This is a genomic window from Streptomyces sp. NBC_01707 (assembly GCF_041438805.1).
GTDB lineage: Bacteria > Actinomycetota > Actinomycetes > Streptomycetales > Streptomycetaceae > Streptomyces.
Map to the genome: position 1 here is coordinate 4,321,261 of NZ_CP109190.1, position 26,184 is coordinate 4,347,444.

Here is a 26,184-nt window from a genome sequence, read left to right on the forward strand (position 1 = left end):
ATATTCGCGCATCCTTCGGACGGCCGTTACCCAGCCTCGCTAGCGTTGGATCACATTCGTCTCTCCCTCACCCTGCATCCCCTGGTCTCTTTCCGTCCCACCACGCCAGGGTCACAGATGCCGATGATCCGAGGAGCTCACGCTGTCCAGGCCCAGCGAGTCCCACGCCGGCCTCCCCGAACCACCGCCACACCACGACGTCCGGCCCACCATGCCCGTCCAGAACAGCCGTCCGGCCCCGGCCCGCGTCGGCGCCCCCTCCCGCGGGTTCGACCGGTTCAACACCGCATCACCCGCCGCCGCGGAAGCCGCCCTGCTCGGCTGCTGCGGCAGCCGCCGCTGGGCACAGCGGCTGGCCGCCCACCGCCCGTATCCCGATCTGGGCGCATTGCTCGCCGCAGCCGACGAGGCGGGGTACGACATGGCTCCGGCCGATCTCGCCGAGGCGCTCGCCGCCGAGGACTCCCCCGGATTGCACCACGCCGCACCCCCGTCCGCACATCTTGCGCTGAGCGCCGCTCATGCCGCCTACGAGTGCCGCTTCGGCCATGTCTTCGTGATCTGCCTGGACGCCTTCCTGCCTCCCGAGCACCCGGACCAGGTGCTGGCCGGCATCCGGGCCAGGCTGGGCCACGAGCCGGACGAGGAGCGGGTGGTCACGGCCGACGAGATGCGCAGACTGGCGCGGGGCCGCATCATCGATCTGATGACGGACACGGAGAAGGACCCGGCGGACACGCCCTGAAGGCCGGGCAGACCCCAGGGCCCTTCCTTCGGATCAGGCTGGAGCACCGTGCGTCCCGGACCCCGCGCGCCCGGCGTGATCCGAACGAGAGGCCCTAGCCCGTCCGTGCCTGTTTGATTGCCACTTTGATCACACCAGAGGCCCCCGCGCGAACGAACCGACAAACCGTCGCTACGATGGCCGGGGCCGGTGGACCGTACCCGGCCGGGTCAGACCGACAGTCAAGCCGGCCGACCCCAATCCCCGCTCCCGGAGGGTTCTTCCGTGCCGGCTGGAACGCTGTACCGCGGCCGGGAAGGCATGTGGTCCTGGGTGGCTCATCGAGTCACCGGTGTCCTCATTTTCTTCTTCCTGTTCGTACACGTCCTGGACACCGCTCTCGTCCGCGTCTCCCCCGAGGCCTACGACGACGTCGTGGCCACGTACAAGACGCCGATCGTCGCGCTCCTCGAATACGGCCTGGTGGCCGCGATTCTCTTCCACGCGCTGAACGGTCTCCGCATCGTCGCCGTGGACTTCTGGGCCAAGGGCCCGCGCTACCAGAAGCAGATGCTCTGGTCCGCCGTGGGCATCTGGGTCGTGCTGATGGTCGGGGCGCTGTACCCCGTCCTCGGCCACGCCGTACGCGAAGTCTTCGGGAGCTGAGGCCAATGTCCACCGAGTCCTCCGCCGCGATCGGCTCCGTCGAAGGCGTCAGCCTCTACGACGTCGACCACCCGGCCCCGGTCATCGAGCCCCCGCGCAAGCGGACGGGCAAGAGCCCCAAGGCTTCGCGCACCAACTTCGAGATGTACGCCTGGCTCTTCATGCGCCTGTCGGGCATCGTTCTCGTCGTCCTGGTCATCGGCCACCTGCTGATCCAGCTCGTGCTGGACGGCGGCGTCTCCAAGATCGGCTTCGCCTTCGTGGCGGGCCGCTGGGCCTCGCCGTTCTGGCAGGTCTGGGACCTGGCGATGCTGTGGCTGGCCATGCTCCACGGTGCCAACGGCCTCCGTACGGTCATCAACGACTACGCCGAACGGGACAACACCCGCTTCTGGCTGAAGATGCTCCTGTACACCGCCACGGTGTTCACCGTCCTGCTGGGCACGCTGGTGATCTTCACCTTCGACCCGAACATCCGCTAGGCGCCGGGCCAGAGGGACCAGAGGAAATCATGCAGATCCACAAGTACGACACCGTCATCGTCGGCGCCGGCGGCGCCGGCATGCGTGCGGCCATCGAGTCGACGAAGCGCAGCCGTACCGCCGTGCTCACGAAGCTGTACCCGACCCGCTCCCACACGGGCGCCGCGCAGGGCGGCATGGCCGCCGCGCTCGCCAACGTGGAGGAGGACAACTGGGAGTGGCACACCTTCGACACGATCAAGGGTGGTGACTACCTGGTCGACCAGGACGCCGCCGAGATCCTGGCGAAGGAGGCCATCGACTCCGTTCTCGACCTGGAGAAGATGGGCCTGCCGTTCAACCGCACGCCCGAGGGCAAGATCGACCAGCGTCGCTTCGGCGGCCACAGCCGTAACCACGGCGAGGCCCCGGTCCGCCGGTCCTGCTACGCCTCGGACCGCACCGGCCACATGATCCTCCAGACGCTGTACCAGAACTGCGTCAAGGAGGGCGTGGAGTTCTTCAACGAGTTCTACGTCCTGGACCTGCTGCTGCAGGAGGACCCCGAGACCGGGCTGAAGAAGTCCGCGGGCGTCGTCGCGTACGAGCTGGCGACCGGCGAGATCCACGTCTTCCAGGCGAAGGCGATCATCTTCGCCTCCGGCGGCACCGGCAAGTTCTTCAAGGTGACGTCGAACGCCCACACCCTGACCGGTGACGGCCAGGCCGCCGCGTACCGCCGCGGTCTGCCGCTGGAGGACATGGAGTTCTTCCAGTTCCACCCGACGGGCATCTGGCGCATGGGCATCCTGCTGACGGAGGGCGCTCGTGGTGAGGGCGGCATCCTCCGCAACAAGGACGGCGAGCGCTTCATGGAGAAGTACGCGCCCGTCATGAAGGACCTCGCGTCCCGTGACGTCGTGTCCCGCTCCATCTACACGGAGATCCGTGAGGGCCGCGGCTGCGGTCCCGAGGGCGACCACGTCTACCTCGACCTCACGCACCTGCCGCCGGAGCAGCTGGACGCGAAGCTCCCGGACATCACCGAGTTCGCGCGCACGTACCTCGGTATCGAGCCCTACACGGACCCGATCCCGATCCAGCCGACCGCGCACTACGCCATGGGCGGCATCCCGACCAACGTCCAGGGCGAGGTGCTGGCCGACAACACCACCGTCGTCCCGGGCCTGTACGCCGCGGGCGAGGTCGCGTGCGTCTCCGTGCACGGCGCCAACCGTCTGGGCACCAACTCGCTGCTCGACATCAATGTCTTCGGACGCCGGTCGGGCATCGCCGCCGCCGAGTACTCCGCGAAGAACGACTTCGTCGAGCTTCCCGAGAACCCGGCGCAGCTGGTCGTCGACCAGGTCGAACGGCTGCGCAACTCGACGGGCTCCGAGCGGGTCGCGACGCTCCGTCTGGAGCTGCAGGAGTGCATGGACGCCAATGTGATGGTGTTCCGTACCGAGCAGACCATCAAGACGGCCGTCGACAAGATCGCCGAGCTGCGCAAGCGCTACCTGAACGTGTCCATCCAGGACAAGGGCAAGCGGTTCAACACGGACCTCCTGGAGGCCATCGAGCTGGGCAACCTGCTCGACCTGGCCGAGGTCATGGCGACCTCCGCGCTGGCCCGCAAGGAGTCCCGCGGCGGTCACTACCGCGAGGACTACCCGAACCGCGACGACGTCAACTTCATGCGCCACACCATGGCGTACCGCGAGGTCGCCGACGACGGCACCGAGTCGATCCGGCTCGACTACAAGCCGGTCGTCCAGACCCGCTACCAGCCGATGGAGCGTAAGTACTGATGGCAACCCCGACTCTGGACAAGGTGGAGGCGGAGTCCGCCGCCTCCCCGTACATCACGGTCACCTTCCGGATCCGCCGCTTCAACCCCGAGGTCTCCGACGAGGCCCAGTGGCAGGACTTCCAGATCGAGATCGACCCGAAGGAGCGTGTTCTCGACGCCCTTCACAAGATCAAGTGGGACGTCGACGGCACGCTGACGTTCCGTCGCTCCTGCGCGCACGGCATCTGCGGCTCCGACGCGATGCGGATCAACGGCAAGAACAGGCTCGCCTGCAAGACGCTGATCAAGGACATCAACCCGGAGAAGCCGATCACGGTCGAGGCCATCAAGGGCCTCACGGTCCTCAAGGACCTCGTGGTCGACATGGACCCGTTCTTCCAGGCCTACCGTGATGTCATGCCGTTCCTCATCACCAAGGGGAACGAGCCGACGCGCGAGCGTCTGCAGTCCGCCGAGGACCGCGAGCGGTTCGACGACACCACCAAGTGCATCCTGTGCGCCGCGTGCACCTCGTCGTGCCCGGTCTTCTGGAACGACGGCCAGTACTTCGGCCCGGCGGCGATCGTCAACGCACACCGCTTCATCTTCGACTCGCGCGACGAGGGCGGCGAGCAGCGCCTGGAGATCCTCAACGACCGTGACGGTGTGTGGCGTTGCCGCACGACCTTCAACTGCACGGACGCCTGCCCGCGTGGTATCGAGGTCACCAAGGCGATCCAGGAAGTGAAGCGCGCCCTGATCACGCGTCGCTTCTGACCCTTCGGCTGCGCCAGTTGCACTGGAGGCCCCGCTTTCCGCGTCAACGCCGCGGGAAGCGGGGCCTCTTGCTGCGCTCCTCGGGCCTTGACGGTACGGTCGTGCGGAACCGGACACCGGTTCGCCGCCCCCGGCGCAGCAAGGCGCGGGGCGCACAAGCTTGATCGAGAGCGGGGAACGTTGAGCGATCCGAATCCGTACGCGGACGACTCAGGCAAGTGGGGACCTCCCCAGCAGCCGGGCAATCCGCCCACCGTCCCGGACGCCCAGGGGTACGGCTACCCGGGTGCGGGCACGCCCGGCGCGGGTACGCCGACGTACGGCTACCCGCAGCAGCTGCCCGACTCCGCGGCCCAGCAGGGCCCCGGTTACGGCTACCCGAACGCGAACCAGCCGGCCGTCCAGCCGCCCCTGCCCGGTTACGGCTTCCCGCCGCAGCAGGGTCCGGGTCCCGGCGGCAGTGCGCCGATGCTGTCGTTCGGTGACATCACCGTCATGAACGACTCGATCGTGACGCCGTCCGGCACGATGCCTCTCAAGGGCGCGGTGTGGACGGCCACCGACATGTCGCGCACCGAGGAGAAGATCCCGACGGTCGCGATCGTGCTCGCGATCATCTTCGCCCTGCTCTGCCTGATCGGGCTGCTCTTCCTCCTGATGAAGGAGAAGAAGACGACCGGCTTCATCCAGGTCTCGGTGACCAGCGGTGGCCGGCACCATTCGACGATGATCGCGGCGACGGGCCCGGAGACCTTCCAGATGGTGATGGCCCAGATCAACACGGCGCGTTCGATGAGCATCTGACGATCAGTACGCGGGGGAACGGGGGCGGGGCCGGGCAACGGCAACGCCCCTGCCGGCGTTGCGACGCGGAGCCGTTCGGGCAGCGTGGCCCCCGTCGGCATCAGTCCCACCGGGCGTCGTCCCGGTCCTCCGCGACGAACATGATGCGCCGCAACATGTCGTTGAGCAGGGTGCGTTCGTCCGGGTCGAGGACGCCGAGCAGCCGGTACTCCTCATGGCCGAGGAAGTCCATCGCGCCGAGCCAGGTCGAGCGACCCTCCTCGGTGAGTTCCACGTTGACCCGTCGCCGGTCCGTGGTCGACGGCGTACGACGCACGAAGCCGCGCCGCTCGAGCGCGTCCAGCCGGCCGGTGACGGAGGCGGGGGCCAGGTCGAGGTCGGCGGCGAGCTCGGAGGGGGCCGCCCTTCCGCCGCGGCCGGCGAGCTTGTGGAGCGTGTCGAACTCCTGGCGGTCCAGGTCGAAGTCGACCAGGGACTGTTCGCGTACCCGGCGCAGATGGACCGACAGCTTCTTCATGCGGGTCACCGCACCCTCGACATCGGGATCGAGGTCGGGAAGCACGGGCTTCCACCGCTCCACATGTCCGTCGGTCCAGTCGCTTCGCTCCATGAGGAAAGGGTACGCCCGGAGCCTCGACATACTTCGGTACCTGATATTTCGTTGACGAATAGTTCGGTGTCGAAATAGATTCCTGCGCATGCCGCATCCCCTGCGTACGCGCGCCTTCCGCCTGCTCTTCATCGGACGCACCCTCTCCCTCCTCGGCGACGCCGCCATCCCCACCGCACTCTCGCTCGCCGTCTATCTGGCCACCGGCTCGACCGCCGCGCTCGCTCTGGTCCTGGCGTGCGCGATGGTGCCCCGGCTGATCCTGCTGCCGCTCGGCGGCGTCGTCGGCGACCGCTTCAACGCCCGTACGGTCGCACTCACCACGGATCTCGTACGGTGCGCGACCCAGCTCTTCGTCGGGCTGGAGCTGCTCTCCGGCGCCCCCCAGCTGTGGCAGATCGCCGTCGCCGAGGCGATCGGCGGGGCGGCGAGCGCGTTCGCCATGCCCACCTCGTCGCCGCTGATCATCGGAACCGTGGAAGCGCCGGCACTCCTGCGCGCCAACTCCCTGATGGCCGTCGTGAACAGTGCGACCCGGGTAGCCGGCCCCGCGCTCGGGGGAACCCTGATCCTCACCGCAGGTCCGGGCTGGGCCTTCGTGCTGGACGCCGCGAGCTTCGCGGTGAGCGCCGCACTGCTGTCCGCCATCAAGGTCCGGCACGTGCCGATCCCGCACCGGTCGGTGCTCAGCGACCTCAAGGAGGGCTGGGGCGAGGTCCGCAGCCGCGACTGGTACTGGACGAGCCTGATCGCCCACGCGGCCTGGAACGGCGCGGCAGCCGTGCTGATGACCCTGGGCCCGGCCCTCGCCGTACGGGAGATGGGCGGCAAGACCGTCTGGATCGCACTGCTCCAGACCGGTGCGATCGGCCTGCTGCTCGGCTCACTGCTGGCCGGCCGCGCCCGCCCACGCCGCCCGGTCCTGGTCGCCAACCTGGGACTCGCCACCTACGCGCTCCCGCTCGGACTCCTCGCTGCGGGCGCTCCGGCCGCACTGACCATCGCCGCGTACGGGATCGCACAGGCGGGTCTCGGCTTCCTCGGCCCGGTCTGGGACACCTCCGTCCAGTCCGCCGTACCCGCCCACGCACTGGCCCGCGTGACGTCGTACGACTGGCTGCTCTCCCTCGCCGCGATGCCGCTCGGCTACGCCCTGGCCCCGCTCGCCGCCTCGGCCTGGGGGGCCGAAGTCCCGCTCGCCGTCGCCGCGGTGGCTGTCGGTGCGGCCTGTCTGGCCACCGCGGCAGTGCCGGGCGTACGGCACTTCAGGGCGCCGGCCGCGAAGTCCGGGAGCGCACGGGAGGATCACCCCGGAGTACCGGCTTGAACATGTTCAAATACAGGTCTACAGTCCATGACAACAGCTTTTGAACGCGTTCAAGGGAGGGTGGGGCATGGACCTCACTGTTGTCGCGTACGTCATCTACCTGCTGATCAGCGTGGCACTCACCGTCTGGGTCGCCCGCACACTGAGCCGAAACGGCAAGGTCTTCCTCGCCGACGTCCTGCACGGAAACGAAAAGCTCGCCGACGCCGTCAACCACCTGCTGGTGGTCGGCTTCTACCTCGTCAACCTGGGCTTCGTCACCCTGTACCTGAAGAACTCCGACGCGGTCGCCGACGCCCGCGGGCTCTTCGAGGCGCTCTCGGTGAAGGTCGGCGTCGTCCTGCTCGTCCTCGGAGTGATGCACCTCGGGAACGTCTACGTACTCAACAAGATCCGCCGCCGCGGTCTGATGGAGCGCGAGCAGACCCCGCCCGTACCGCCGCAGGGCTGGACGGGCCCCACCGGCCAAGGCCCGTGGGCCGCACCCGCCACCGGCCGGTGACCGGACAGGTCACGGCCCCGTTCGACGGGCGGCGGACGCCCGTCGAACGGCTCACCGTGCTCTACGACGCGCAGTGCTCGCTCTGCGTCCATGTGCGCCACTGGCTGATGAAGCAGCGTCAGCTCGTCCCGCTCGATCTCGTCCCGGCGGCCTCCGAGGAGGCGCGGCGCCGATTCCCCGGACTCGACCACACCGGAACGCTCTCCGAGATCACCGTGATCGGCGACCGGGGGCAGATCTACCGCGGGACCTCCGCCTGGATCGTCTGTCTCTGGGCGCTGGCCGAGCACCGGCCCAAGGCCCACTGGCTGGCCACCCCGGCGGGTCTGCCGTTCGCCCGGGCGTCGGTGCTGGCCGCCGCGAAGTACCGGTCGGTGACGGCCGCGCCCTGCGAGCCCGGGGACGAGGCCTGCCAGGTCCCGGACCTCGAAGGCTAGGCGCACATCCCCGGTCCGGGCGGATACCCTCGGGGGCGTGGTGAAGGAAGTGAAGGACGTGAAGGAAGTCAAGGCTCCCAAGAGCGAGCAGACCCGCACACTCATCCTCGAAACTGCGCTCCGGCTCTTCGAGGAACGCGGTTACGACAAGACGACGATGCGGGCCATCGCGCAGGAGGCCGGGGTTTCCGTCGGAAACGCCTACTACTACTTCGCCGGCAAGGAACACCTCGTCCAGGGCTTCTACGACCGGCTCGCCGCCGAGCACGAGGCGGCGGTCCAGCCGATCCTGGCCGGTGACAAGGACCTGGCCGTACGCATCCGCGGAGTGCTGCTCTGCTGGCTCGACGTGGCCGAGCCGTACCACCGCTTCGCCGCCCAGTTCTTCAAGAACGCCGCCGACCCGGAAAGCCCCCTCTCCCCGTTTTCGAAGGAGTCGGTCGCGGCCCGGGAGGCGGCGATCTCCATTCACGAACGGTGCCTGGCCGGCTCCAGCACCAAGACCGACCCCGACATGACGGAAGAACTGCCGCAGTTGATGTGGCTGATACAGATGGGTCTGGTGCTGTTCTGGGTGTACGACCGGACGGAGGGCGCCGAGCGCAGCCGCCGTCTCGTCGAACGCACCGCCCCGATCGGCGCACGAGCGATCGCGCTCTCCCGGTTCCGGGTGCTGCGACCGCTCGTGCGTCAGGTCCACGACGTGCTGAGGGAGTTCCTGCCCGGGACCGCCGGGTGACCGGCCGCGGACCCCGGGACAGCACTTAGATCCAGTTGAGTTCCCACAGCCGCCAGATGCCCGTGCCGTCCGACAGGTACTGCGAGCCGGAGACTTCGGTCGTGCTGACGACGTAGTCCTTCTTCTGCCACAGCGGTACGAGCGGCACGTCCTCGCTGACCAGGGCCTGAAGGTCCTTGAAGTCCCCCGCGGTGCGGCCGCGGTCGCTGTACTGCAGCGTGGCCGAGATCAGCTGGTCCATCTTCTTGCTGGTGTAGCCGTTGTGAAGGCTGGTGTCGCGGCCGACGAGCGGCTGGCTGAATGTGTCGGGGTCCGGGTAGTCGGGCAGCCATCCGACGGTGTAGGCGTCGTACTTGCCCGCCGCGTACCCCTTCTGGAAGGCCTGCCATTCCACGGCCTTGACCGAGACCTTGAACAGTCCGTCCGCCTCCAGCTGGCGGCGCAGCTCGGCGGTCTCCTTGGTGTACGCGTCGTCGGCGCGGTAGGCGAAGTTGATGTGCAGCGGGATCTGTACCCCGGCCTCCTCCATCAGCTTCCTGGCGCGCGCCGGGTCGGGCGTCGGGTAGTCGTCGAAGAACGGTGTGCTGTGCCCGATGTAGCCCTGAGGGATCAGCGAGTAGAGCGGCTCGACGGTGCCCTTGTAGACGTCCGTCACCAGCGGCCCGCGGTCGATGATCGACGCGATGGCCTGCCGGACCTTCTTGTTGGCGAGCGGAGCCCCGGGCCGCACGTTGAACACCAGGTTGCGGATCTCGGCGCTGTCCGCCTCGGTGATGTGCTTGTCGGGGTCACCGGGGTTGAGCTCGGCGAGCGTGGCGGGCGGCAGCTGACGGTGCGTCACATCGATCTGTCCGGACTTCCAGGCCGCCAGGAGATCGTCCGACTGCTTGTAGTAGCGGACGTCGACCGCGACTCCGGTCTTCTTCAGTGCGCCCTTGTACTTGGGGTTCGGGACCAGTTCGGCCTCGGCGCCCGGCACGTACGACTTCAGGATGTACGGCCCCGAGCCGTCGACCGTGTTCCCGGTGCGGAGCTTGTCCGCCGGGTACTGGTCGCGGTCGACGATCGAACCGGCCCCGGTGGCGAGCTTCTGCGGGAAGGTCGCGTCACGCGAGGAGAGGTTGAAGGTGATCGTGCGGCCTTCGGACACCACGTTCTTCAGGCTGGGGAACAGCACCGACGGGCCGACGTCCGTCTTGATCCGCATCATGCGCTCGATGGAGTACTCCACATCGGCGGCGGTGACCTTCCGGCCGCTGGAGAAGGTCAGATCGTCACGCAGCTTGCACTGGTATGTCTGCAGCTTCTGGCCGATGAACCCACAGCTCTCGGCGGCGTCCGGCTCGGGGACGATCGCCCCGGACTTGAACGTCATGAGGGACTGGTAGATGTTGCTGTACATCGCCCAGGAACCGGCGTCGTAGGCACCTGCGGGGTCGAGTGAGGTCACTTCGTCCGTCGTGCCGACCGTGATCGGGTCCTTCTTCACCTCGTCCGAGGGAAGCAACTGCCAGGCACCGACGCCTGCGATGACCAAAACCGCGAAAATCGCGAGAATCCGTACCCGGATCGACCGCATTGCCGTGCTCTCCCTTACCAGCCCCACCCGGGCAGATGTGCTCAGAAACGCACATCACCACATGCGCGAACTCAGCCAATCACACGATTTTCACATCTGGAAGAGGAAACCCGCACCACTTAGCCAACTCTTTGGCAGTTGAAACCTCCGACGGGCCGAACGGCCGAAAAAGATGGAGGTGCTGTGTGGTTGTGCGGGGCAGTTGCCGGCGCGGTCCCGCGGCGCATCGGTGCGGTGCGGCTGTGCGGTGACCGGTGGACTCCGTCCGCGACTAGGCGTGTCGGGAGGCGAGCTGCACGACGGTGATGTCGGAGGGTGCGCCGACCCGAACCGGCGGACCCCAGGCGCCCGCGCCCCGTGAGACGTACAGCTGGGTGTCGCCGTAGCGTTCGAGTCCGGCGACCGTGGGGTTGGCCAGTTCGGCAAGGTAGTTGCCCGGCCAGAGCTGGCCGCCGTGGGTGTGGCCGGAGAGCTGGAGGTCCACCCCGTACGCGACCGCGTCGTCGATGACCACGGGCTGGTGGGCGAGGAGGACGGAGGCGCGGGCACGGTCCCGGTCGCCGAGGGCGCGCTCGAAATCGGGTCCCTGTCCCTCACTCTCCCCGGCGATGTCGTTGACCCCGGCCAGATCGAATCCGGCTGTCTCGACCCGCGCGTTCTCCAGCGGGTGAAGACCCAATTCCCTTACGTGATCGACCCATTGGGCCGCGCCGGAGAAATACTCGTGATTACCGGTGACGAAGAACGCCCCGTGACGGGCGGTCAGGCCCGCCAGCGGTTCGGCAGCCGGGCCGAGGTCGGCGACGGTTCCGTCCACGAGATCGCCGACGACAGCGATCAGATCGGGCTGGGTGCGGTTGATCGTGTCGACGATCCGCTGGGTGTGGGCGCGGCCCAGGATGGGGCCGAGGTGGATGTCGCTGACGACGGCGATCCGGAAACCGTGCGCGGACCGGGGAAGCTTGGCGAGCGGGACGGTGACCCGCTTGACGCGCGGGCCGCGGAGCACGCCGTACGTGCCGTATCCGACGGTCCCGAGCCCGGCGACGGCCGCGGCGCCCCCTACGGCCCGCGCCACGAACAGGCGACGGGACGGATGTACGGCCGCCGACGGCGGGGCGGGGGCTTCGACGACGAGGGTGGCCGGGGCCGCGGGCGTCCCACTCGCGGTCACTTCAGCAGGAGATGAGCCCATTTCAGCCGCATCGCCCCCGGCGGCGGCACCGGCCCTGTCGGCAGTCCCGCCATCCGCCGCGCGGCGGGCAAGCACCCGCCGCAGAACCGGCCGTACCGCCTCACCCACCAGCAGAGCGAGCGTCAGATACAGCAGCGCCGCCAGCCAGAGGAAGCCCGGCCAGGCCAGCGTCTGCTGCAGCCCGAACGGCGCGCCGGCGCGCCCGGAGACCAGAGCGCCGATGCTCAGCAGGGGCAGCAGCCAGGCCGCCACGGTGCCCGCCCGGCGCAGCGCGCTGCCCGGCGCCGTCGTGTCACCGACAAGACGACGCCAGACATAGCGGTGCACACCGACCAGCAGCGCGAGGACCGCGACCGCCACCAGAACGAAGACCACTGCCACTTGCGCTCCCACTCCGGTTCCGCACGTCTGTGTTTCGTACGCCTATGTCCGGTCGCAGTGCGGCCGGTTATGCACGTTCGTGGCGCAGAGCCCTGAGTCCGCGCAACCCGATCAGACCGACCGCCGTCCCCAGAAGAAAGGACGTGATGGCGAGCAGCAGATGCACCCAGAAGTAGGCAGTCGGGTCACCCGCGTCGTCGAAGGCAAGTCCACTGCCGTCTTTCCATAGATTCTTGGCGAAAGTGACCCAAATGCACCAGCTCCACACCCCGAAGGCGAGCAGGAACCAGGAGATGGGACGGGTGAGCTTCATGAATCCAGTATCGCCACCGCGCTCCGGCCGGGCCGCTCGGGGTGGGCTGTCCTGGCGGTCCGGTTGGCCGGTCCGGCGGTCCGCATCCCCCTGCACATCATCTGCCTGTACGTTTCCGACCGTGCCTGCTCTGAAAAAGACCGTGTTGACGGTCACCTCCGCCGTTCTGCTGTCCACCTTTGTCGTCGGCCCCGCGTCAGCGGTCAGCAAGGACACCACCGACGACCCGAAGCCGACCGCCCCGATGTCGAAGGTGGGCGGCGGGCGGCTCGGCCTCGTCGGCACCCAGGTCGATCTCGGGCCGGACGCGCCGGTGCTGCCGAAGGACCTCACCGGACGGTCCTGGATCGTCGCGGACGCGGAGAGCGGCGAGGTGCTCGCCTCCCACAACTCGCACTGGCGGCTGCCCCCGGCCTCCACCCTGAAGATGCTGTTCGCGGACACGGTCATGGACGCGCCCGAGCTCCAGCCGAAGACCCTGACGCACAAGGTGACGAACAAGGATCTCGCCGACGTCGGTGAGGGCAGCAGCCTGGTCGGCGTCAAGGAGCGCCTGACGTACACGGTCCACGACCTGTGGCTCGGCGTCTTCCTGCGTTCCGGCAACGACGCGGTGCATGTGCTGTCCTCGATGTACGGCGGCGTCCCCAAGACCGTCACCGCCATGCAGGCGCACGCCGAGGAGCTGCAGGCCCTCGACACACACGTGGTGTCGCCCGACGGCTACGACGCCCCCGGCCAGGTCTCCAGCGCGTACGACCTCACGCTGTTCGCCCGCAGCGGACTGCAGAAGGAGGACTTCCGCGAGTACTGCTCGACTGCCACGGCCGAATTCCCCGGCGAGAAGAAGGCCGGCAAGAAGCGCGAGGCCTTCCAGATCCAGAACACCAACCGGCTGCTCACCGGTGACGTCGGCGTCGAGCCGTACAAGGGCATCGCGGGCGTCAAGAACGGCTACACCACTCACGCGGGCAACACCTTCACCGGTGTCGCCGAGCGCAACGGCAAGGTGCTGCTCGTCACCGTCATGAACCCGAAGTCCCACGAGAGTCACGCCGTCTACAAGGAGGCCGCGAGCCTGCTCGACTGGGGCTTCGACGCGGCCGGCAAGGTGACCCCGGTCGGTGAACTGGTCCCCCCGAAGTCGGCGGAGACGGGAACGGGCAAGGGCACGGAATCGGGCGGCGGACAGAGCACGACCGGCGCCAACGGCGCGGCGAACAAGGGCAAGCACGGTTCGGGCACCACCAAGACGGCCGCGGCGGGCTCCAGCGGGGTCGGGATCGCGCTCGCGATCGTCGGCGGAGTCCTGGTGCTGCTGGCCGGCGGGGTCTTCCTGGTCAACCGGCGCTGGCCGCTGCCGGACCTGGTGCGCCGCCTTCCTCGCCGCTGACGTCCCCGGCGCCCTCCTTCGTCCGCCGCCTGCTCGGCGTCGCCGTCCAGGCGGCGCAGAACAGCAGCAGTTTCGCGGTGAAGTTGATCCAGAGCAGGAGGGCGACCGGCACGCCGAAGGCGCCGTACATGCTCTTCGACGCGACGCTCTTCATATAACTGCCGAGCAGCAGCTTGAGGAGTTCGAAGCCGATCGCGCCGATCACCGCGGCCGTGACCAGCCGGCGGTGCGGCGGCTGGACGCCGGGCAGCAGGGTCAGCAGATAGAGCAGCAGCAGGAAGCCGGCCAGGGCGGCCACCAACAGGGCTGCGATCTGCAGCAGCACCCCGCCGGCCCCCCGGTCGGAGATGCCCACCAGCCGAGCGGTCCAGCCGACCGCGGTGGAGCCGGCCGTGGAGGCGGTGAGGGTGACGAGCGCCGCCCCGCCGAGGCCGACCAGCAGTCCGGCGTCCTTGAGCTTACGGACGACCGGGTTGCCCTGGTCCACGTCGTCCATCTCCCAGACCGCGCGCAGACAGCCGCGCATCGCACCGATCCAGCCGACGCCGGTGAGGAGCAGCAGCACACCGGCGACCAGCCCGACCGTCCCCGCGTGGGCCACCAGACCCGCGATGCCGAGCTGGTCGGAGATGCCGGGCACCTGCTCGGCGACCTTGTCCTCGATCTTGTGCAACTGCTCGGTGGAGAGCATCGCCGCGCCGACCGCCGCGCCGACCGCGATCAGCGGGAAGAGCGCGAGGAAGCTGATGAAGGTGATCGCGGCGGCGAGCCTGGCCCAGTGGACCCGGTCGAGCGTTTCGTACGAGCGCCAGGCGTGCGTCGTCATCAGCCACGAGACGGGTGGCCCGACGACGGGGAGTTTCTTCAGCCAGTCCATGACGTGCGCGTACCCTCCTGGGCGCGAAAAACCGGTGGGCGGCCCTCACCGCACTCTTCCGGTAGGCGGCTGACGGTTCGCATCCTGAGTGGATGACGCCCTTCCAAACACCCATTTCGGTGAGTGTTGTAACAAATCCCTCAAAGGTGTTTTCCCTGGCGATACGGTCACCATCATGTCCGTCGACACCGTGTCCCTGACCGGCTGGGGCCGCACCGCCCCGACGACCGCGCTGCGGTTCCGTCCCCGTACGTACGAGGAGGCGTCGATCGCGGTACGCGGCTGCGGACCCCGTGGTTCCATCGCCCGCGGCCTCGGCCGGGCCTACGGCGACGCGGCGCAGAACGCGGGCGGCTCCGTACTCGACATGACCGCGCTGAACCGGATCCGCACCGTCGACGCCGCGGTCGGCCTGGTGGTGTGCGACGCGGGCGTGAGCCTGCACCGGCTGATGGAAGTACTGCTGCCGCTCGGCTGGTTCGTGCCGGTCACCCCCGGGACCCGTTACGTCACGGTGGGCGGCGCGATCGGCGCCGACATCCACGGCAGGAACCAGCACGTCTCCGGCTCGTTCTCCCGGCACGTACGGGCCATGGAGGTGCTCACCGCCGACGGCTCGATCCGGACGGTGCGGCCCGGCACCCGCCTCTTCGACGCGACCGCGGGCGGCCTGGGACTGACCGGGGTGATCCTGTCGGCCACGCTCCAGTTCCACCCCGTCGCGACGTCACTCATGTCGGTCGACACCGAACGGGCCGTCGATCTGGACGACTTGATGGCCCGGCTCACCGCCTCCGACCACCGCTACCGCTACTCGGCCGCCTGGATCGACCTCCTCGCCCGCGGCCGGGCGACCGGGCGCGCCGTCCTCACCCGCGGGGAGCACGCACCCCTGCATGCGCTCCCGGCGCGCGACCGGCGCACACCGCTCGTGTTCCGCCCGGGCCGGCTGCCCGCGGCGCCCGCGTTCGTACCGGACGGACTGCTCGGCCGTACCTCGGCCGCCCTGTTCAACGAGCTCTGGTACCGCAGAGCCCCCAAGTTCCGCACCGGTGAACTCCAGAAGCTGTCCACGTACTTCCACCTGCTGGACGCCGTACCGCACTGGAACCGCGTCTACGGCCGCGGCGGCTTCGTGCGGTACCAGTTCGTCGTCGGACACGGACAGGAGGAAGCGTTGCGCCGGATCGTCCGGCGGATCTCGCAGCGCCGCTGCCCGTCGTTCCTCGCCGTGCTCAAGCGCTTCGGGGACGGTGATCCGGGCTGGCTGTCCTTCCCGATGCCGGGCTGGACGCTCGCCCTCGATCTGCCTGCCGCCCTGCCGGGCCTGGCCCGCTTCCTCGACGGGCTGGACGAGGAGGTGGCGGCGGCGGGCGGCCGCGTCAGCCTGGCGAAGGACTCCAGGCTGCGCCCCGAGACGATGGCCGTCATGTATCCACGACTGTCCGAATTCCGGGCGCTGCGCGCGGAACTGGACCCGGACGGGGCGTTCCGCTCGGACCTCTCCCGCCGCCTCGCGCTCTGAGCCCGTGCCACGCCCACCGGCTCTCCTTCCCCCGCCTCTCACCAACTCGCGGTCCGCCGCCCCCGTCAGGAGTGTTTTCGTGAAGGACGCCTTCGGTGCCCCGCAGTCCCTGCTCCTGCTCGGTGGCACGTCCCGGATCGGGCTGGCGACCGCGCGCCGACTGATCGCCCGCCGCACCCGCACGGTCTGGCTGGCCGGACGCCCCTCGCCCGGGCTGGAGTCGGCCGCGGCGGAACTGCGCGCCCTGGGCGCGTACGTCCGTACCGTCGACTTCGACGCCCTGGACTCCGAGTCCCACGAGACCGCCCTCGGCAAGATCTTCACCGAGGGCGACATCGACATGGTGCTGCTCGCGTTCGGCATCCTCGGGGACCAGGAGCGCGACGAGGAGGAACCGCTCTCCGCGGTACGGGTCGCCCAGACCAACTACACGGGGGCGGTCTCCGCCGGTCTGGTGTGCGCCGGCGCACTGCAGGAGCAGGGTCACGGATCGCTGGTGGTGCTGTCCTCGGTGGCGGGCGAGCGGGCCCGCCGCGCCGACTTCATCTACGGATCGAGCAAGGCGGGACTGGACGCGTTCGCCCAGGGGCTGGGCGACGCCCTGCACGGCACCGGGGTGCACGTGATGGTCGTGCGTCCCGGCTCCGTACGGTCGGGCACGACGGCGGGGACGGCCGGGGCACCGCTCGCGACGACCCCGGAGGCGGTCGCGGACGCGATCGTGACGGGGCTGCGGCGCCGCTCGGAGACGGTGTGGGTGCCGGGAGCGCTGCGGGTCGTGATGTCGGCACTGCGCCATGTGCCGAGGCCGCTGTTCCGGCGTCTTCCGGTCTGAGCGGCGCGGTCACGCCCGGCAGACCGCGGCAGCGCGGTCGGCCGGCACCTGCGGCCTCAGGGCTGCAGGGACGGCTCGTCCACGGAGCAGCCGCCCTGTGCGGGTACCGCGGGAGCAGAGCCCTCCGCCCCGAACGGAAACTCGTTGATCTTGCGCCAGACCGCATCCGCACCCTGCTCGTACAGCGCGAAGGAACCGCAGGTCCAGGACGCCTCGTAGTCGGAGAGCTCCGCGTACGCCCGGTCCATCGCCTCCTCGGCGATGCCGTGCGCCACGGTCACATGCGGGTGGTAAGGGAACTGCAGGTCGCGCATCAGGGGGCCGGACGCGTCCCGCACCCGCTTCTGCAGCCAGGCACACGCCGACGCGCCCTCGACGACCTGGACGTAGACGACCGGCGACAGGGGGCGGAAGGTCCCCGTCCCGGACAGCCGCATCGGAAAGGGGCGGCCGCCGGTCGCGATCCGGGCGAGATGCCGTTCGACCGCGGGCAGGTCGGCCGCCTCGGCCTCGGTCGGCGGGAGAAGGGTGACGTGGGTGGGAATGCCGTACGCGGCAGGGTCCCCGAAGCTCGCGCGCCGCTCTTGGAGCAGGCTGCCGTAGGGCTCCGGGACCGCGATCGAAACGCCGAGCGTTACGGTCCCCACGTCGTTCTCCTCAATCTTCGAAGGTCGATGGCCGGCTGCGCGCCGTCACCGGAGTCGGTCTCCCGTCGCCAGTGTGCCGCCTGCGGCCACCGTCCCGCCAGGGTCCTTGGACTCAGTGCTTCGCGGGCAGAAAGCCCATCCGGTCGTAGGTCAGCGCCAGGGTCTCGGCGGCCACCGCTCGGGCCTTCTCCGCGCCCTTGGCCAGGATCGAGTCCAGCGACTCGGGGTCGTCAAGATACTCCTGCGTGCGGGTCCGGAACGGTGTGACGAACTCGACCATGACCTCTGCGAGGTCGGTCTTCAACGCACCGTAGCCCTTGCCCTCGTACTTCTGCTCCAGATCCGCGACACCCGATCCGGTGAGGGTGGAGTAGATGGTCAGGAGGTTGCTGACGCCCGGCTTCTCGGCGGGGTCGAAGCGGATGACCGTGTCCGTGTCGGTGACCGCGCTCCTGACCTTCTTCGCCGTGGCCTTCGGCTCGTCGAGGAGGTTGATCAGCCCCTTCGGGGTGGCCGCCGACTTGCTCATCTTGGACGACGGGTCCTGAAGGTCGAAGATCTTCGCCGTCTCCTTGAGGATGTACGGGTCCGGGACGGTGAAGGTCTCACCGAACCGGCCGTTGAAGCGCTCGGCGAGGTCGCGGGTGAGCTCGATGTGCTGACGCTGGTCCTCGCCGACCGGGACCTGGTTGGCCTGGTACAGCAGGATGTCCGCGACCTGGAGGACCGGGTAGGTGAAGAGGCCTACGGTGGCCCGGTCGGCGCCCTGCTTCGCGGACTTGTCCTTGAACTGCGTCATCCGGGATGCCTCGCCGAAGCCCGTGAGGCAGTTCATCACCCAGCCGAGCTGGGCGTGCTCCGGGACATGGCTCTGCACGAAGAGCGTGCAGCGTTCCGGGTCGAGTCCTGCGGCGAGCAGCTGGGCGGCGGCGAGCCGGGTGTTCGCGCGAAGCTCGACGGGATCCTGCGGAACGGTGATCGCATGCAGGTCCACGACCATGTAGAAGGCGTCGTGGGACTCCTGCAGCGCCACCCACTGGCGGACCGCACCGAGGTAGTTGCCGAGGTGGAACGAGCCTGCGGTGGGCTGGATTCCGGAGAGCACGCGGGGGCGTTCAGAGGCCATGAAACTCATTGTCTCAGGTACGGAACCGATCTCCGGCAGCCGGTGTAAGAAAGGTGTGAGGACGCAGGAGGGGGCCCTGCGGAGGGGCCGGGAGGGGGGCCGCGCCGTCGACGACGGGGGTACGGACCGCGCTCCCGGGCGTGCCGAGGGGCAGGTCGAGGGGTGGGCCGGACAGCAGGCCGGGACTCGGGCCGAAGCGGCGGCGAGAGCGCCCGCCGAGGACGAGGCCGCGGTGATCGCTCGTGTGCGCGCCGGGGAGGCGGAGGCATACGCGCAGCTCGTGCGCGCCCACACGGGCGTCGCCCTGCGGGCCGCGGTCGCCTTCGGAGCGGGGGCCGACGCGGAGGATGTGGTGCAGTCGGCTTTCTTGAAGGCGTACCAGTCGCTGGGGGGCTTCCGGGAGGGGGCGGCATTCCGGCCGTGGCTGCTGCGGATCGTGGTGAACGAGACGAGGAACACGGTCCGGTCGGTGGGCCGGGCGCGAGCGGTGGCCGGGCGCGAGGCGATGTTGCGGGGCGCCGATCCGGCGATACCGGAGTCGGCGGATCCGGCGGTGGCGGCGCTCGCGGAGGAGCGCCGGACGCTGCTGACGGCCGCGCTCGACGAGCTGGGCGAAGACCATCGTCGGGTCGTCACGTACCGCTACCTGCTGGAGATGGACGAGGCGGAGACGGCACAGGCCCTGGGCTGGCCACGGGGAACGGTGAAGTCCCGGCTGAACCGCGCCCTGCGAAAGCTGGAGAAGAAGCTCGGGACGACCACGGACGGTCGAGGGACGGACAGGCGAGGGACGGACAGGCGAGGGGCGGACAGGCGAGGGGCGGGAGGGGGTGAGGGGCATGAGTGACACGGAGCGGGGGCGTCGCGGTGACCGGGCGCGCCTGCGGGCGGAGCTGCTGGCACTGGGGCGCGGGATGGATGTGCCGGCGCGGGATCCCGGGGGCGCCGGGCTGACGATGGCGGAGCGGGTGCTGGCGCAGATCGTCGCGGAGGCGGTCCCGGTGCCCGTGCCCGTTCCTCCGGGGCGGCTGAAGCGGGCCGGAGCGTGGGTGCGGAGGCGGGCCCGCCTGTTGGCCGCGGCCCTCTCGGGGGTCCTGGTCGTGGTGGTACTGACACCTCCGGTGCGGGCGACGGTCGCGGACTGGTTCGACTTCGGCGGGGTCGAGGTGCGGTACGACCCGTCCACGCCGGCTCCGGAGCGGCCGGGTCCGGCGGTGCCGGGCTGCGACACCCCGGTGACGCTGTCGGAGGCGGCGCGGCGGTCGGGTTTCCGGCCGGTCGTACCGCCCGCGCTCGGCGCACCGGAGGCGGTGGCCGTGACCGGACTGCCGGAGGGCCGGTCCATGGTCACCCTGTGCTGGCGGGAGAACGGGCGGACGGTACGGCTCGACGAGTTCTTGTCGCGACTCGATCCGTACTTCATGAAACAGGTGCGGGAACAGCCGGAGTGGCTGACGCTCGACGACGGCCGCGGCAGCCCGGTGGGCGGGCTCTGGTTCGCGCAGCCGCATGTGCTGAGCTTCGGCATGGTCGACCGGGACGGCACCCGCTGGACGCGGTCCCAACGGACGGCCGGCCCCACCCTGTTGTGGGTCGAGGAAGATCGGCTGACACTGCGGCTGGAGGGCCTGGACGTGCGGGAGCGGGCCCGCGCGGTCGCCAGGTCCACGCTCGGACGGGCGGGCGATCGATAGGCCTGGGATCGGAAGGCGCCGGAGTGGAACCTGCGGGGCTCGAGCGGTGTACCAGAAGTGACGCGATACGGACGGGCCGTAACGCACAGTGCGACAGGGCAAAGGGGACGTCGTGGGAAAGCCAGGAAGCGTGTTGACGCTAGGGCCGCGTTCGTGGCGGCGGCAGAAGGGCCGGTTCGGGCGGCGGCCGGGGGCTCGGTTCCTGCGGAGCTCGGCGGTGCTGGCGGTGGTGTGGGGGCTGAGTCTCTGCCTCGCGCCGAGTGCGGTGGCAGGCGGATCGACGACCGTGCTCGTCTCCTCGCCCGACAGCGGGAAGGCGACCGCACTCAGCGTCTCGGATCCGAGATATGCCGAGCTGGAGGCCCTGCTGGGCCCGGCCGGAAAGGGCGCCAAGCAGCGGCCGCAGAGCATGGACGCGGCGATGGGGACCCGGCAGATCAATGTGACGTGGATGGTCCTGGATCTGGAGCCGATGCGGACCGACCGCGTCTTCCCGGGCGACGATCCGGACACCATATGGATACACACGGCGTCCGAGGTCCCCTACACCTTCCGCGGGTACTGGCACCGGGCGAAAAATCCGGCGCGGCTGGTCAAGCTGTTCACGGAGCTCGGGCTGATGGGGAAGACGAACAACCAGGACGCGTACGCGAGGTTGTTCCCGCAGGCCTGGGAGAACAAGAAGATGTCCGCCCCGATGGACCCGCTGGCCGGCCTCGCATCGGAACCGGAGACTTCCCCGTCCGCTGCCGCGGACACCGCCAAGGCCTCCGGATCCGCCGGGCGCTTCGACGGCGTGTGGTGGGCCGTGCCCGGGCTGGTGGCGGGCGCGGCGCTCGCTCTGGCCCTGCGCCCGCTGGCAGCCCGGCGGCGCGGTGACGGCGGAGAAGGCGGCGGCTGGGGCGGCGGCGGAGGCGGCGGCTGGGGCGGCCGCGAGAGCGGCCCACGGCAGGAACTCCTGGACCTCTGACTGCGGTATCTCACGGGCGCGCCATGGATTGAAGGTTTCCTCCCCGGAGATCCGACCGACGATACAAAGTGGGCACCACCCCAGCCCACGCCGCACGACGAACGGAGATCCCGTGTCGACCACGGAAACCGCCATCGCCTCCGCCGAGGCGCACAGCGCGCACAACTACCATCCGCTGCCGGTCGTCGTCGCCTCGGCGGAAGGCGCCTGGATGACCGATGTCGAAGGGCGGCGCTACCTCGACATGCTCGCGGGCTACTCGGCGCTCAACTTCGGCCATGGCAACCGACGCCTGATCGAGGCGGCCAAGGCACAGCTGGACCGGGTGACCCTGACCTCGCGCGCCTTCCATCACGACCGGTTCGCCGACTTCTGTACGCAGCTCGCCGAGTTGTGCGGCATGGAGATGGTGCTGCCCATGAACACCGGGGCGGAGGCCGTGGAGACCGCGGTGAAGACCGCCCGCAAGTGGGGTTACCGGGTGAAGGGCGTCCCGGACGGCATGGCGAAGATCATCGTTGCGTCGAACAACTTCCACGGCCGGACGACGACCATCATCAGCTTCTCCACCGACCAGGAGGCGCGGACGGACTTCGGCCCGTACACGCCGGGGTTCGAGATCGTGCCGTACGGGGACCTGACCGCGCTGCGTGCGGCGATGACGGACAACACCGTGGCGGTGCTGATGGAGCCGATCCAGGGCGAGGCCGGGGTACTGGTGCCGCCGCCCGGCTACCTCCCACGGGTGCGCGAGCTGACCCGCGAGCGGGATGTGCTCTTCATCGCGGACGAGATCCAGTCGGGTCTGGGCCGGACGGGCAGGACCTTCGCCTGCGAGCACGAGGGTGTCGTGCCGGACATGTATGTGCTCGGCAAGGCACTGGGCGGTGGCGTGGTGCCGGTGTCGGCCGTGGTCTCGTCGGCCGCGGTGCTCGGGGTGTACCGGCCGGGTGAACACGGCTCGACGTTCGGCGGCAACCCTCTCGCCTGTGCGGTCGCGCTGGAGGTCATCGCGATGCTGCGCACCGGTGAGTTCCAGCAGCGGGCCGCCGAGTTGGGCGACCACCTCCACCAGGAGCTGGGGCTGCTGGTGGGTGGCGGCGCGGTGGAGACGGTGCGCGGCCGCGGGCTGTGGGCGGGAATCGACATCGCCCCGGGTCACGGCACGGGCCGGGAGATCTCCGAGAAGCTGATGGACCGCCGGGTGCTGGTCAAGGACACCCACGGTTCGACGATCCGGATCGCCCCGCCCCTGGTGATCAGCAAGGAGGACCTGGACTGGGGCCTGGAGCAACTGCGGGAGGTACTGCGCGGCTGACGCCGCCGCACCGTCGGGGGCCTGGTCGCCCCGGCCCCCGACGCGGTGTCGCTACAGGATGACGTGGGGCAGGAAACGCGCGTACTCGTCCGTCACCAGCCCCGCCGATTCCCGGATGCCGAGCCCCGCGGACTCGTCCTCGACGACCCAGGCGCCCAGCACGACCCGGTTGCCGTCGAAGTCCGGCAGCGGGGCCAGCTCCTGGTAGCAGCACGGCTCGTCCCGTATCACCACGGGAGTTCCGGGCTCATGGATCGTGACGCCGGCACCCTCACGGCCGAGCAGCGGCTTGGCGACATAGCCGGTGCCACCGCCTCCGTTCCCGTCCCCGGCCAGTTCGCGAGGACCGTCGAGATAGGAGGCCAGCAGATTCGGGTGACCCGGATAGAGCTCCCAGAGGATGGCCAGCAGCGCCTTGTTGGAGAGGAGCATCTTCCAGGCGGGCTCGATCCAGCAGGTGGTGCCCGTGCCGCCGCCGTTGTCGAGGGTGTCCAGGACGTGGGGGCCGAAACGATCGGTCGCCAGCCACTCCCACGGGTAGAGCTTGAAGCAGCTACGGATGAAACGGAGCCGATCGTCGACGAACCGTCCGGTCAGCCGGTCCCAGCCGATCTTTTCCACGGAGAGCGCCTCCGTGTCGATGCCGGCCTGTTCGGCGGTCTCGCGGAGATACGCGACCGTCATCAGGTCCTCGCCGAGCTCGTCCCCCTCGGAGTGGGCGAAATGCAGCGGTCCCGGTGGCAGCAGCGCGGCCTGCCGCTTCCATGCCGCGACGAGACGTTCATGAAGGGAGTTCCACTGGTCGGCGTCCGGGAAGCGGTCCTCCATCCAGAACCACTGGGCACTGGCCGCCTCCACGAGTGAAGTGGGGGTGTCGGCGTTGTACTCCAGCATCTTCGCCGGGCCTGTTCCGTCGTAGCGCAGGTCGAACCGGCCGTACAGGGACGGAAGTTCGGCGCGGCGCCGCCACGACTCGGTGATCAGAGCGGCCAGTCGCCGGTCGGTGATGCCGAGGTCGGCGAAGCGGTCCTGCTCGACGATGTGCGCGGCCGCGGCCAGGCACATCGTGTGCAGTTCCTCGACCACGTCCTCCAGCGCCTCGACCTCGGGCAGCGAGAAGACGTAGTACGCGCTCTCGTCCCAGTAGGGGCGCAGCGATCCGTCCGGGTAGCGGGTCAGCGGATAGACGATCCCCTGCTCCTCGACGATCTCCTGCCAGCCGGGGCGCGGTTCGGTGGTGCGGCGTTCCATGACCGGTCAGCCGCCGCCCGTACCTGAGCAGCCGAAGCCGCCGCGATCGACGGCGGACTTGTCGAAACTGCCGCCCTGGACCTTGCCGCCCTTGGAGCTGCCGCCGTAGTAGTAGGTGCCGTGGCCGCTGCTGCTCTTGCACTCGTAACTCGGCAGCTTGGAGTGGGTCACCGGGTCCACGCACCGCTTGTCCGGCTCCGATCCGCACGAGGTGATCGCCGCCGCGAGAACCCCCATGGAACCGAGCACCACCGTGCTCGACCTCACCCTGCGCTTGGCCATGCTTCCGTCTCCCCCATCGTTGCGTTCCGGCCGTGGGACCGACCGTCAGATTAGATGGCCGCCCGGGGAGGCGGGAACCGGGTGCGGTGCAGACCGCGCCGTGGAGTCCGCATGTGCTCTTTGAGCCGATCTGCGCACCCGCTTCCGCGGTGTGCCTCGGTAGGGCCTTCGTTGTCCAGGCCGCCGTTGCCACGTGGGCCGTCGCGGGGCCAGGGCCGGAGCGGGCGTCGATCCGGCGCTGTCGCCGCCCGCGGTGCGGCAGTGCCGCTCTGCCGCTGTACGGCCGGACACGCGCTCGGCGGCTTCGACTTCGTCGGTTGCCCGCCGATCGGCCCGGCAGCCGGACGGCGGCCCGCGAGACCGCGCACCCTGGGGCGGGGGCCGGGGCGGGGACGGAGACGGGGACACGGTTGCGGGGCTGTCCAGGTCGCGACGACGGAGCACACGGATGCCCGACGCCAGGGCACGTGCGGATGACGGGTGCGGGCACGGGCGCGGACGCCGGCCGGGGTCCCGCCTACTGCGACAGCGCCCGGCAGAGCGCTTCCAGGGCGCCTGCCCAGGCGCTGTCGGTCGGGGCGCCGTAGCTGATGACCAGTGCGTCGGTTCCTGCCTCCGCGTCCGCATGCCGGAACCGGGCCATGCCTTCCAGGGCCAGCCCCTGGAAGGCCGCGGCCTGGATCACCGATCGCTCGCCGCCGTCAGGGAGTTCGAGGACGGCGTGCAGACCGGCGGCGATCCCACTGATCCGCAGCCCTGGGGCTTGTTCGGCCAGCGCCGCGACGAGCTGGTCGCGGCGCCGTCGGTAGCGCAGCCTCATCGAGCGCACATGACGGTCGTACGCACCGGACTCGATGAACTCCGCGAGCGTCAGCTGGTCCAGGGTGCTCGACATCCAGTCGATCTCGCCCTTCACCTCGGCCACGTCCTTCACGAGTTCCTGCGGCAGCACCATCCAGGCCAGTCGAAGCCCCGGCGCCAAGGACTTGCTGGCCGTCCCCATGTAGACGACCCGTTCCGGGTCGAGGCCCTGAAGCGCGCCGACCGGCTGCCTGTCGTAGCGGAACTCGCCGTCGTAGTCGTCCTCCAGGATCAGACCGCCCGCACCCCGTGCCCAGTCGACGGCTGCGGCCCGCCGGTCGGGATGGAGCGACACCCCTGTGGGGAACTGATGCGCGGGGGTCATCAGCACCGCGCCCACCCCTCGCATCCCGATCAGCTCCCCGGTCCGGGAGCCGAGTCCGTCGAGCGGCAGGCAGGGCGTGCGCAGGCCAGCGTCCGCTAGCTGGTTCCAGTGCGCATCCAGTCCGTACGACTCGACAGCCACCTCCCGCACCCGCCGCTTCCGCAACACCTTCCCCATCAGCATCAGCCCGTGGAGGAAGCCGGAACAGATCACGATCCGCTCCGGGGCCGCGTACACCCCGCGGGCCCGCGCCAGATAGCCGGCCAGTGCGGTGCGCAGCTCGATGCGCCCGCGCGGATCGCCGTACCCGAAGGCCTCGTTGGGCGCGGCGGTCAGGGCACGCCGGGCCGCCTTGAGCCAGTCGGCGCGCGGGAACGTCGACAGATCGGGCGAGCCGGGCATCAGGGTGTAGGCGGGCCGGCGCCGCACCGGCCGGGAGCGCCGGGCCGCCGCAGCCGGTCGACGCGGCTCGGCCCGTTGCGCGACCCGGGTGCCCGAACCCTGCCGGGCGGTGAGCCAGCCCTCGGCGACCAGCTCGGCGTAGGCGTCCGCCACGGTGTTCCGGGCGATCCCCAGGTCGGCGGCGAGCGTGCGGGACGACGGCAGCCGGGTCCCGGGCGTCAGCCGCCCGGTCCGTACGGCCTCTCGCAGCGCGTTCATCAGCCCGGCCCGCAGCCCCGCCGCGCCCGCCGGGTCGATGTGCAGGTCGGCCCCGAAAGTGGCCCACGGATCCATCATGGAAATGGACCATACTCCTGCGCCATATGCCTCGT

27 protein-coding genes are annotated in these 26,184 nt (G+C 69.8%); 17 read left to right on the forward strand and 10 right to left on the reverse strand.

Annotated features, from left to right (window positions below; translation table 11 throughout):
* Nucleotides 1-211: 211 nt before the first annotated feature.
* From OG963_RS19320 to OG963_RS19345, 6 genes are all read left to right on the forward strand, one after another.
* Nucleotides 212-745 (forward strand): 2-oxo-4-hydroxy-4-carboxy-5-ureidoimidazoline decarboxylase, encoded by a 534-nt coding sequence (locus OG963_RS19320; RefSeq protein WP_093930822.1) that lies wholly within the window; start codon nucleotides 212-214, stop codon nucleotides 743-745.
* Between the two features lie 264 nt (nucleotides 746-1,009).
* Nucleotides 1,010-1,390, forward strand: coding sequence for a succinate dehydrogenase, cytochrome b556 subunit (sdhC, locus tag OG963_RS19325; RefSeq protein ID WP_078852596.1), 381 nt, complete (start codon nucleotides 1,010-1,012; stop codon nucleotides 1,388-1,390).
* 5 nt (nucleotides 1,391-1,395) lie between these two features.
* Entirely contained in the window at nucleotides 1,396-1,872 is a 477-nt protein-coding gene (locus tag OG963_RS19330; protein ID WP_030914525.1) for a succinate dehydrogenase hydrophobic membrane anchor subunit, read from the forward strand.
* Nucleotides 1,873-1,901: 29 nt separating this feature from the next.
* Complete coding sequence (gene sdhA / locus OG963_RS19335; RefSeq protein WP_093773124.1) at nucleotides 1,902-3,662, forward strand: succinate dehydrogenase flavoprotein subunit; 1,761 nt, start codon at nucleotides 1,902-1,904, stop codon at nucleotides 3,660-3,662.
* Entirely contained in the window at nucleotides 3,662-4,420 is a 759-nt protein-coding gene (locus tag OG963_RS19340; RefSeq protein ID WP_030914518.1) for a succinate dehydrogenase iron-sulfur subunit, read from the forward strand. Before sdhA ends, OG963_RS19340 begins: the two co-directional genes overlap by 1 nt.
* Nucleotides 4,421-4,600: 180 nt before the next feature.
* Nucleotides 4,601-5,224 carry a hypothetical protein gene (locus OG963_RS19345; RefSeq protein ID WP_093773126.1) on the forward strand — a complete coding sequence of 208 codons (624 nt, stop codon included), beginning with the start codon at nucleotides 4,601-4,603 and terminating at the stop codon, nucleotides 5,222-5,224.
* Nucleotides 5,225-5,324: 100 nt separating this feature from the next.
* Here OG963_RS19345 and OG963_RS19350 read toward each other — a convergent pair whose 3' ends face one another.
* Complete coding sequence (locus OG963_RS19350) at nucleotides 5,325-5,834, reverse strand: MarR family winged helix-turn-helix transcriptional regulator (RefSeq protein WP_371799276.1); 510 nt, start codon at nucleotides 5,832-5,834, stop codon at nucleotides 5,325-5,327.
* Nucleotides 5,835-5,922: 88 nt separating this feature from the next.
* Between OG963_RS19350 and OG963_RS19355 the strand changes: the two genes are divergently transcribed.
* The 4 genes from OG963_RS19355 to OG963_RS19370 all read left to right on the forward strand — a co-directional run bounded on the left by OG963_RS19355 (nucleotide 5,923) and on the right by OG963_RS19370 (nucleotide 8,839).
* A complete protein-coding gene (locus OG963_RS19355) occupies nucleotides 5,923-7,161 on the forward strand; it encodes an MFS transporter (protein WP_093930823.1) in 1,239 nt (412 codons plus the stop codon).
* Nucleotides 7,162-7,228: 67 nt separating this feature from the next.
* Nucleotides 7,229-7,663, forward strand: a complete 435-nt coding sequence (locus OG963_RS19360; protein WP_030914508.1) for a hypothetical protein — start codon at nucleotides 7,229-7,231, stop codon at nucleotides 7,661-7,663.
* Nucleotides 7,660-8,100 carry a thiol-disulfide oxidoreductase DCC family protein gene (locus tag OG963_RS19365; protein WP_093773423.1) on the forward strand — a complete coding sequence of 147 codons (441 nt, stop codon included), beginning with the start codon at nucleotides 7,660-7,662 and terminating at the stop codon, nucleotides 8,098-8,100. The genes OG963_RS19360 and OG963_RS19365 overlap by 4 nt, the downstream gene beginning before the upstream one ends.
* Before the next feature lie 37 nt (nucleotides 8,101-8,137).
* Nucleotides 8,138-8,839, forward strand: a complete 702-nt coding sequence (locus OG963_RS19370; protein WP_093773130.1) for a TetR/AcrR family transcriptional regulator — start codon at nucleotides 8,138-8,140, stop codon at nucleotides 8,837-8,839.
* Nucleotides 8,840-8,864: 25 nt separating this feature from the next.
* On the opposite strand, the gene OG963_RS19375 is transcribed toward OG963_RS19370, so the two are convergent.
* The 3 genes from OG963_RS19375 to OG963_RS19385 all read right to left on the reverse strand — a co-directional run bounded on the left by OG963_RS19375 (nucleotide 8,865) and on the right by OG963_RS19385 (nucleotide 12,307).
* Nucleotides 8,865-10,418, reverse strand: a complete 1,554-nt coding sequence (locus OG963_RS19375) for an ABC transporter substrate-binding protein (RefSeq protein WP_093773132.1) — start codon at nucleotides 10,416-10,418, stop codon at nucleotides 8,865-8,867.
* 271 nt (nucleotides 10,419-10,689) lie between these two features.
* Nucleotides 10,690-11,988 (reverse strand): metallophosphoesterase, encoded by a 1,299-nt coding sequence (locus OG963_RS19380; RefSeq protein ID WP_176902167.1) that lies wholly within the window; start codon nucleotides 11,986-11,988, stop codon nucleotides 10,690-10,692.
* A gap of 73 nt (nucleotides 11,989-12,061) precedes the next feature.
* Complete coding sequence (locus OG963_RS19385) at nucleotides 12,062-12,307, reverse strand: SCO4848 family membrane protein (protein WP_093773136.1); 246 nt, start codon at nucleotides 12,305-12,307, stop codon at nucleotides 12,062-12,064.
* A gap of 121 nt (nucleotides 12,308-12,428) precedes the next feature.
* On the opposite strand from OG963_RS19385, the gene OG963_RS19390 reads away from it, so the two are divergent.
* Nucleotides 12,429-13,700: a D-alanyl-D-alanine carboxypeptidase family protein gene (locus OG963_RS19390; RefSeq protein ID WP_319324544.1), complete on the forward strand. Its 1,272-nt coding sequence runs from the start codon at nucleotides 12,429-12,431 to the stop codon at nucleotides 13,698-13,700.
* Here OG963_RS19390 and OG963_RS19395 read toward each other — a convergent pair.
* Nucleotides 13,648-14,577 (reverse strand): YihY/virulence factor BrkB family protein, encoded by a 930-nt coding sequence (locus OG963_RS19395; RefSeq protein ID WP_093773140.1) that lies wholly within the window; start codon nucleotides 14,575-14,577, stop codon nucleotides 13,648-13,650. The genes OG963_RS19390 and OG963_RS19395 overlap by 53 nt on opposite strands.
* A 175-nt stretch (nucleotides 14,578-14,752) precedes the next feature.
* Here OG963_RS19395 and OG963_RS19400 point away from each other — a divergent pair, with 175 nt between their 5' ends.
* Both OG963_RS19400 and OG963_RS19405 read left to right on the forward strand, forming a co-directional pair.
* On the forward strand, nucleotides 14,753-16,102 hold the full coding sequence (locus OG963_RS19400; RefSeq protein ID WP_093930826.1) for an FAD-binding oxidoreductase: 1,350 nt from the start codon (nucleotides 14,753-14,755) through the stop codon (nucleotides 16,100-16,102).
* A 79-nt stretch (nucleotides 16,103-16,181) separates the two neighbouring features.
* Nucleotides 16,182-16,937: a decaprenylphospho-beta-D-erythro-pentofuranosid-2-ulose 2-reductase gene (locus OG963_RS19405; RefSeq protein ID WP_093773144.1), complete on the forward strand. Its 756-nt coding sequence runs from the start codon at nucleotides 16,182-16,184 to the stop codon at nucleotides 16,935-16,937.
* 56 nt (nucleotides 16,938-16,993) lie between these two features.
* Here OG963_RS19405 and OG963_RS19410 read toward each other — a convergent pair whose 3' ends face one another.
* Both OG963_RS19410 and trpS read right to left on the reverse strand, forming a co-directional pair.
* Nucleotides 16,994-17,584: a 2'-5' RNA ligase family protein gene (locus OG963_RS19410; RefSeq protein WP_030914487.1), complete on the reverse strand. Its 591-nt coding sequence runs from the start codon at nucleotides 17,582-17,584 to the stop codon at nucleotides 16,994-16,996.
* A 112-nt stretch (nucleotides 17,585-17,696) separates the two neighbouring features.
* On the reverse strand, nucleotides 17,697-18,710 hold the full coding sequence (gene trpS, locus OG963_RS19415; protein WP_030914486.1) for a tryptophan--tRNA ligase: 1,014 nt from the start codon (nucleotides 18,708-18,710) through the stop codon (nucleotides 17,697-17,699).
* Nucleotides 18,711-18,942: 232 nt separating this feature from the next.
* Between trpS and OG963_RS19420 the strand changes: the two genes are divergently transcribed.
* From OG963_RS19420 to rocD, 4 genes are all read left to right on the forward strand, one after another.
* The gene (locus tag OG963_RS19420) at nucleotides 18,943-19,557 is read left to right on the forward strand and encodes a sigma-70 family RNA polymerase sigma factor (protein ID WP_362269973.1); all 615 of its coding nucleotides are present in this window, start codon (nucleotides 18,943-18,945) and stop codon (nucleotides 19,555-19,557) included.
* On the forward strand, nucleotides 19,550-20,404 hold the full coding sequence (locus OG963_RS19425) for a hypothetical protein (RefSeq protein WP_319324541.1): 855 nt from the start codon (nucleotides 19,550-19,552) through the stop codon (nucleotides 20,402-20,404). The genes OG963_RS19420 and OG963_RS19425 overlap by 8 nt, the downstream gene beginning before the upstream one ends.
* 217 nt (nucleotides 20,405-20,621) lie before the next feature.
* Entirely contained in the window at nucleotides 20,622-21,374 is a 753-nt protein-coding gene (locus tag OG963_RS19430) for a hypothetical protein (protein WP_319324539.1), read from the forward strand.
* A 112-nt stretch (nucleotides 21,375-21,486) separates the two neighbouring features.
* Nucleotides 21,487-22,692, forward strand: a complete 1,206-nt coding sequence (rocD, locus tag OG963_RS19435; protein ID WP_030914478.1) for an ornithine--oxo-acid transaminase — start codon at nucleotides 21,487-21,489, stop codon at nucleotides 22,690-22,692.
* 51 nt (nucleotides 22,693-22,743) lie between these two features.
* On the opposite strand, the gene OG963_RS19440 is transcribed toward rocD, so the two are convergent.
* The 3 genes from OG963_RS19440 to OG963_RS19450 all read right to left on the reverse strand — a co-directional run bounded on the left by OG963_RS19440 (nucleotide 22,744) and on the right by OG963_RS19450 (nucleotide 26,149).
* Entirely contained in the window at nucleotides 22,744-23,943 is a 1,200-nt protein-coding gene (locus tag OG963_RS19440; protein ID WP_319324536.1) for a glutathionylspermidine synthase family protein, read from the reverse strand.
* A gap of 6 nt (nucleotides 23,944-23,949) precedes the next feature.
* Entirely contained in the window at nucleotides 23,950-24,225 is a 276-nt protein-coding gene (locus OG963_RS19445; protein WP_030914471.1) for a hypothetical protein, read from the reverse strand.
* Nucleotides 24,226-24,742: 517 nt separating this feature from the next.
* Complete coding sequence (locus tag OG963_RS19450; RefSeq protein ID WP_093773152.1) at nucleotides 24,743-26,149, reverse strand: PLP-dependent aminotransferase family protein; 1,407 nt, start codon at nucleotides 26,147-26,149, stop codon at nucleotides 24,743-24,745.
* Nucleotides 26,150-26,184: the final 35 nt, after the last annotated feature.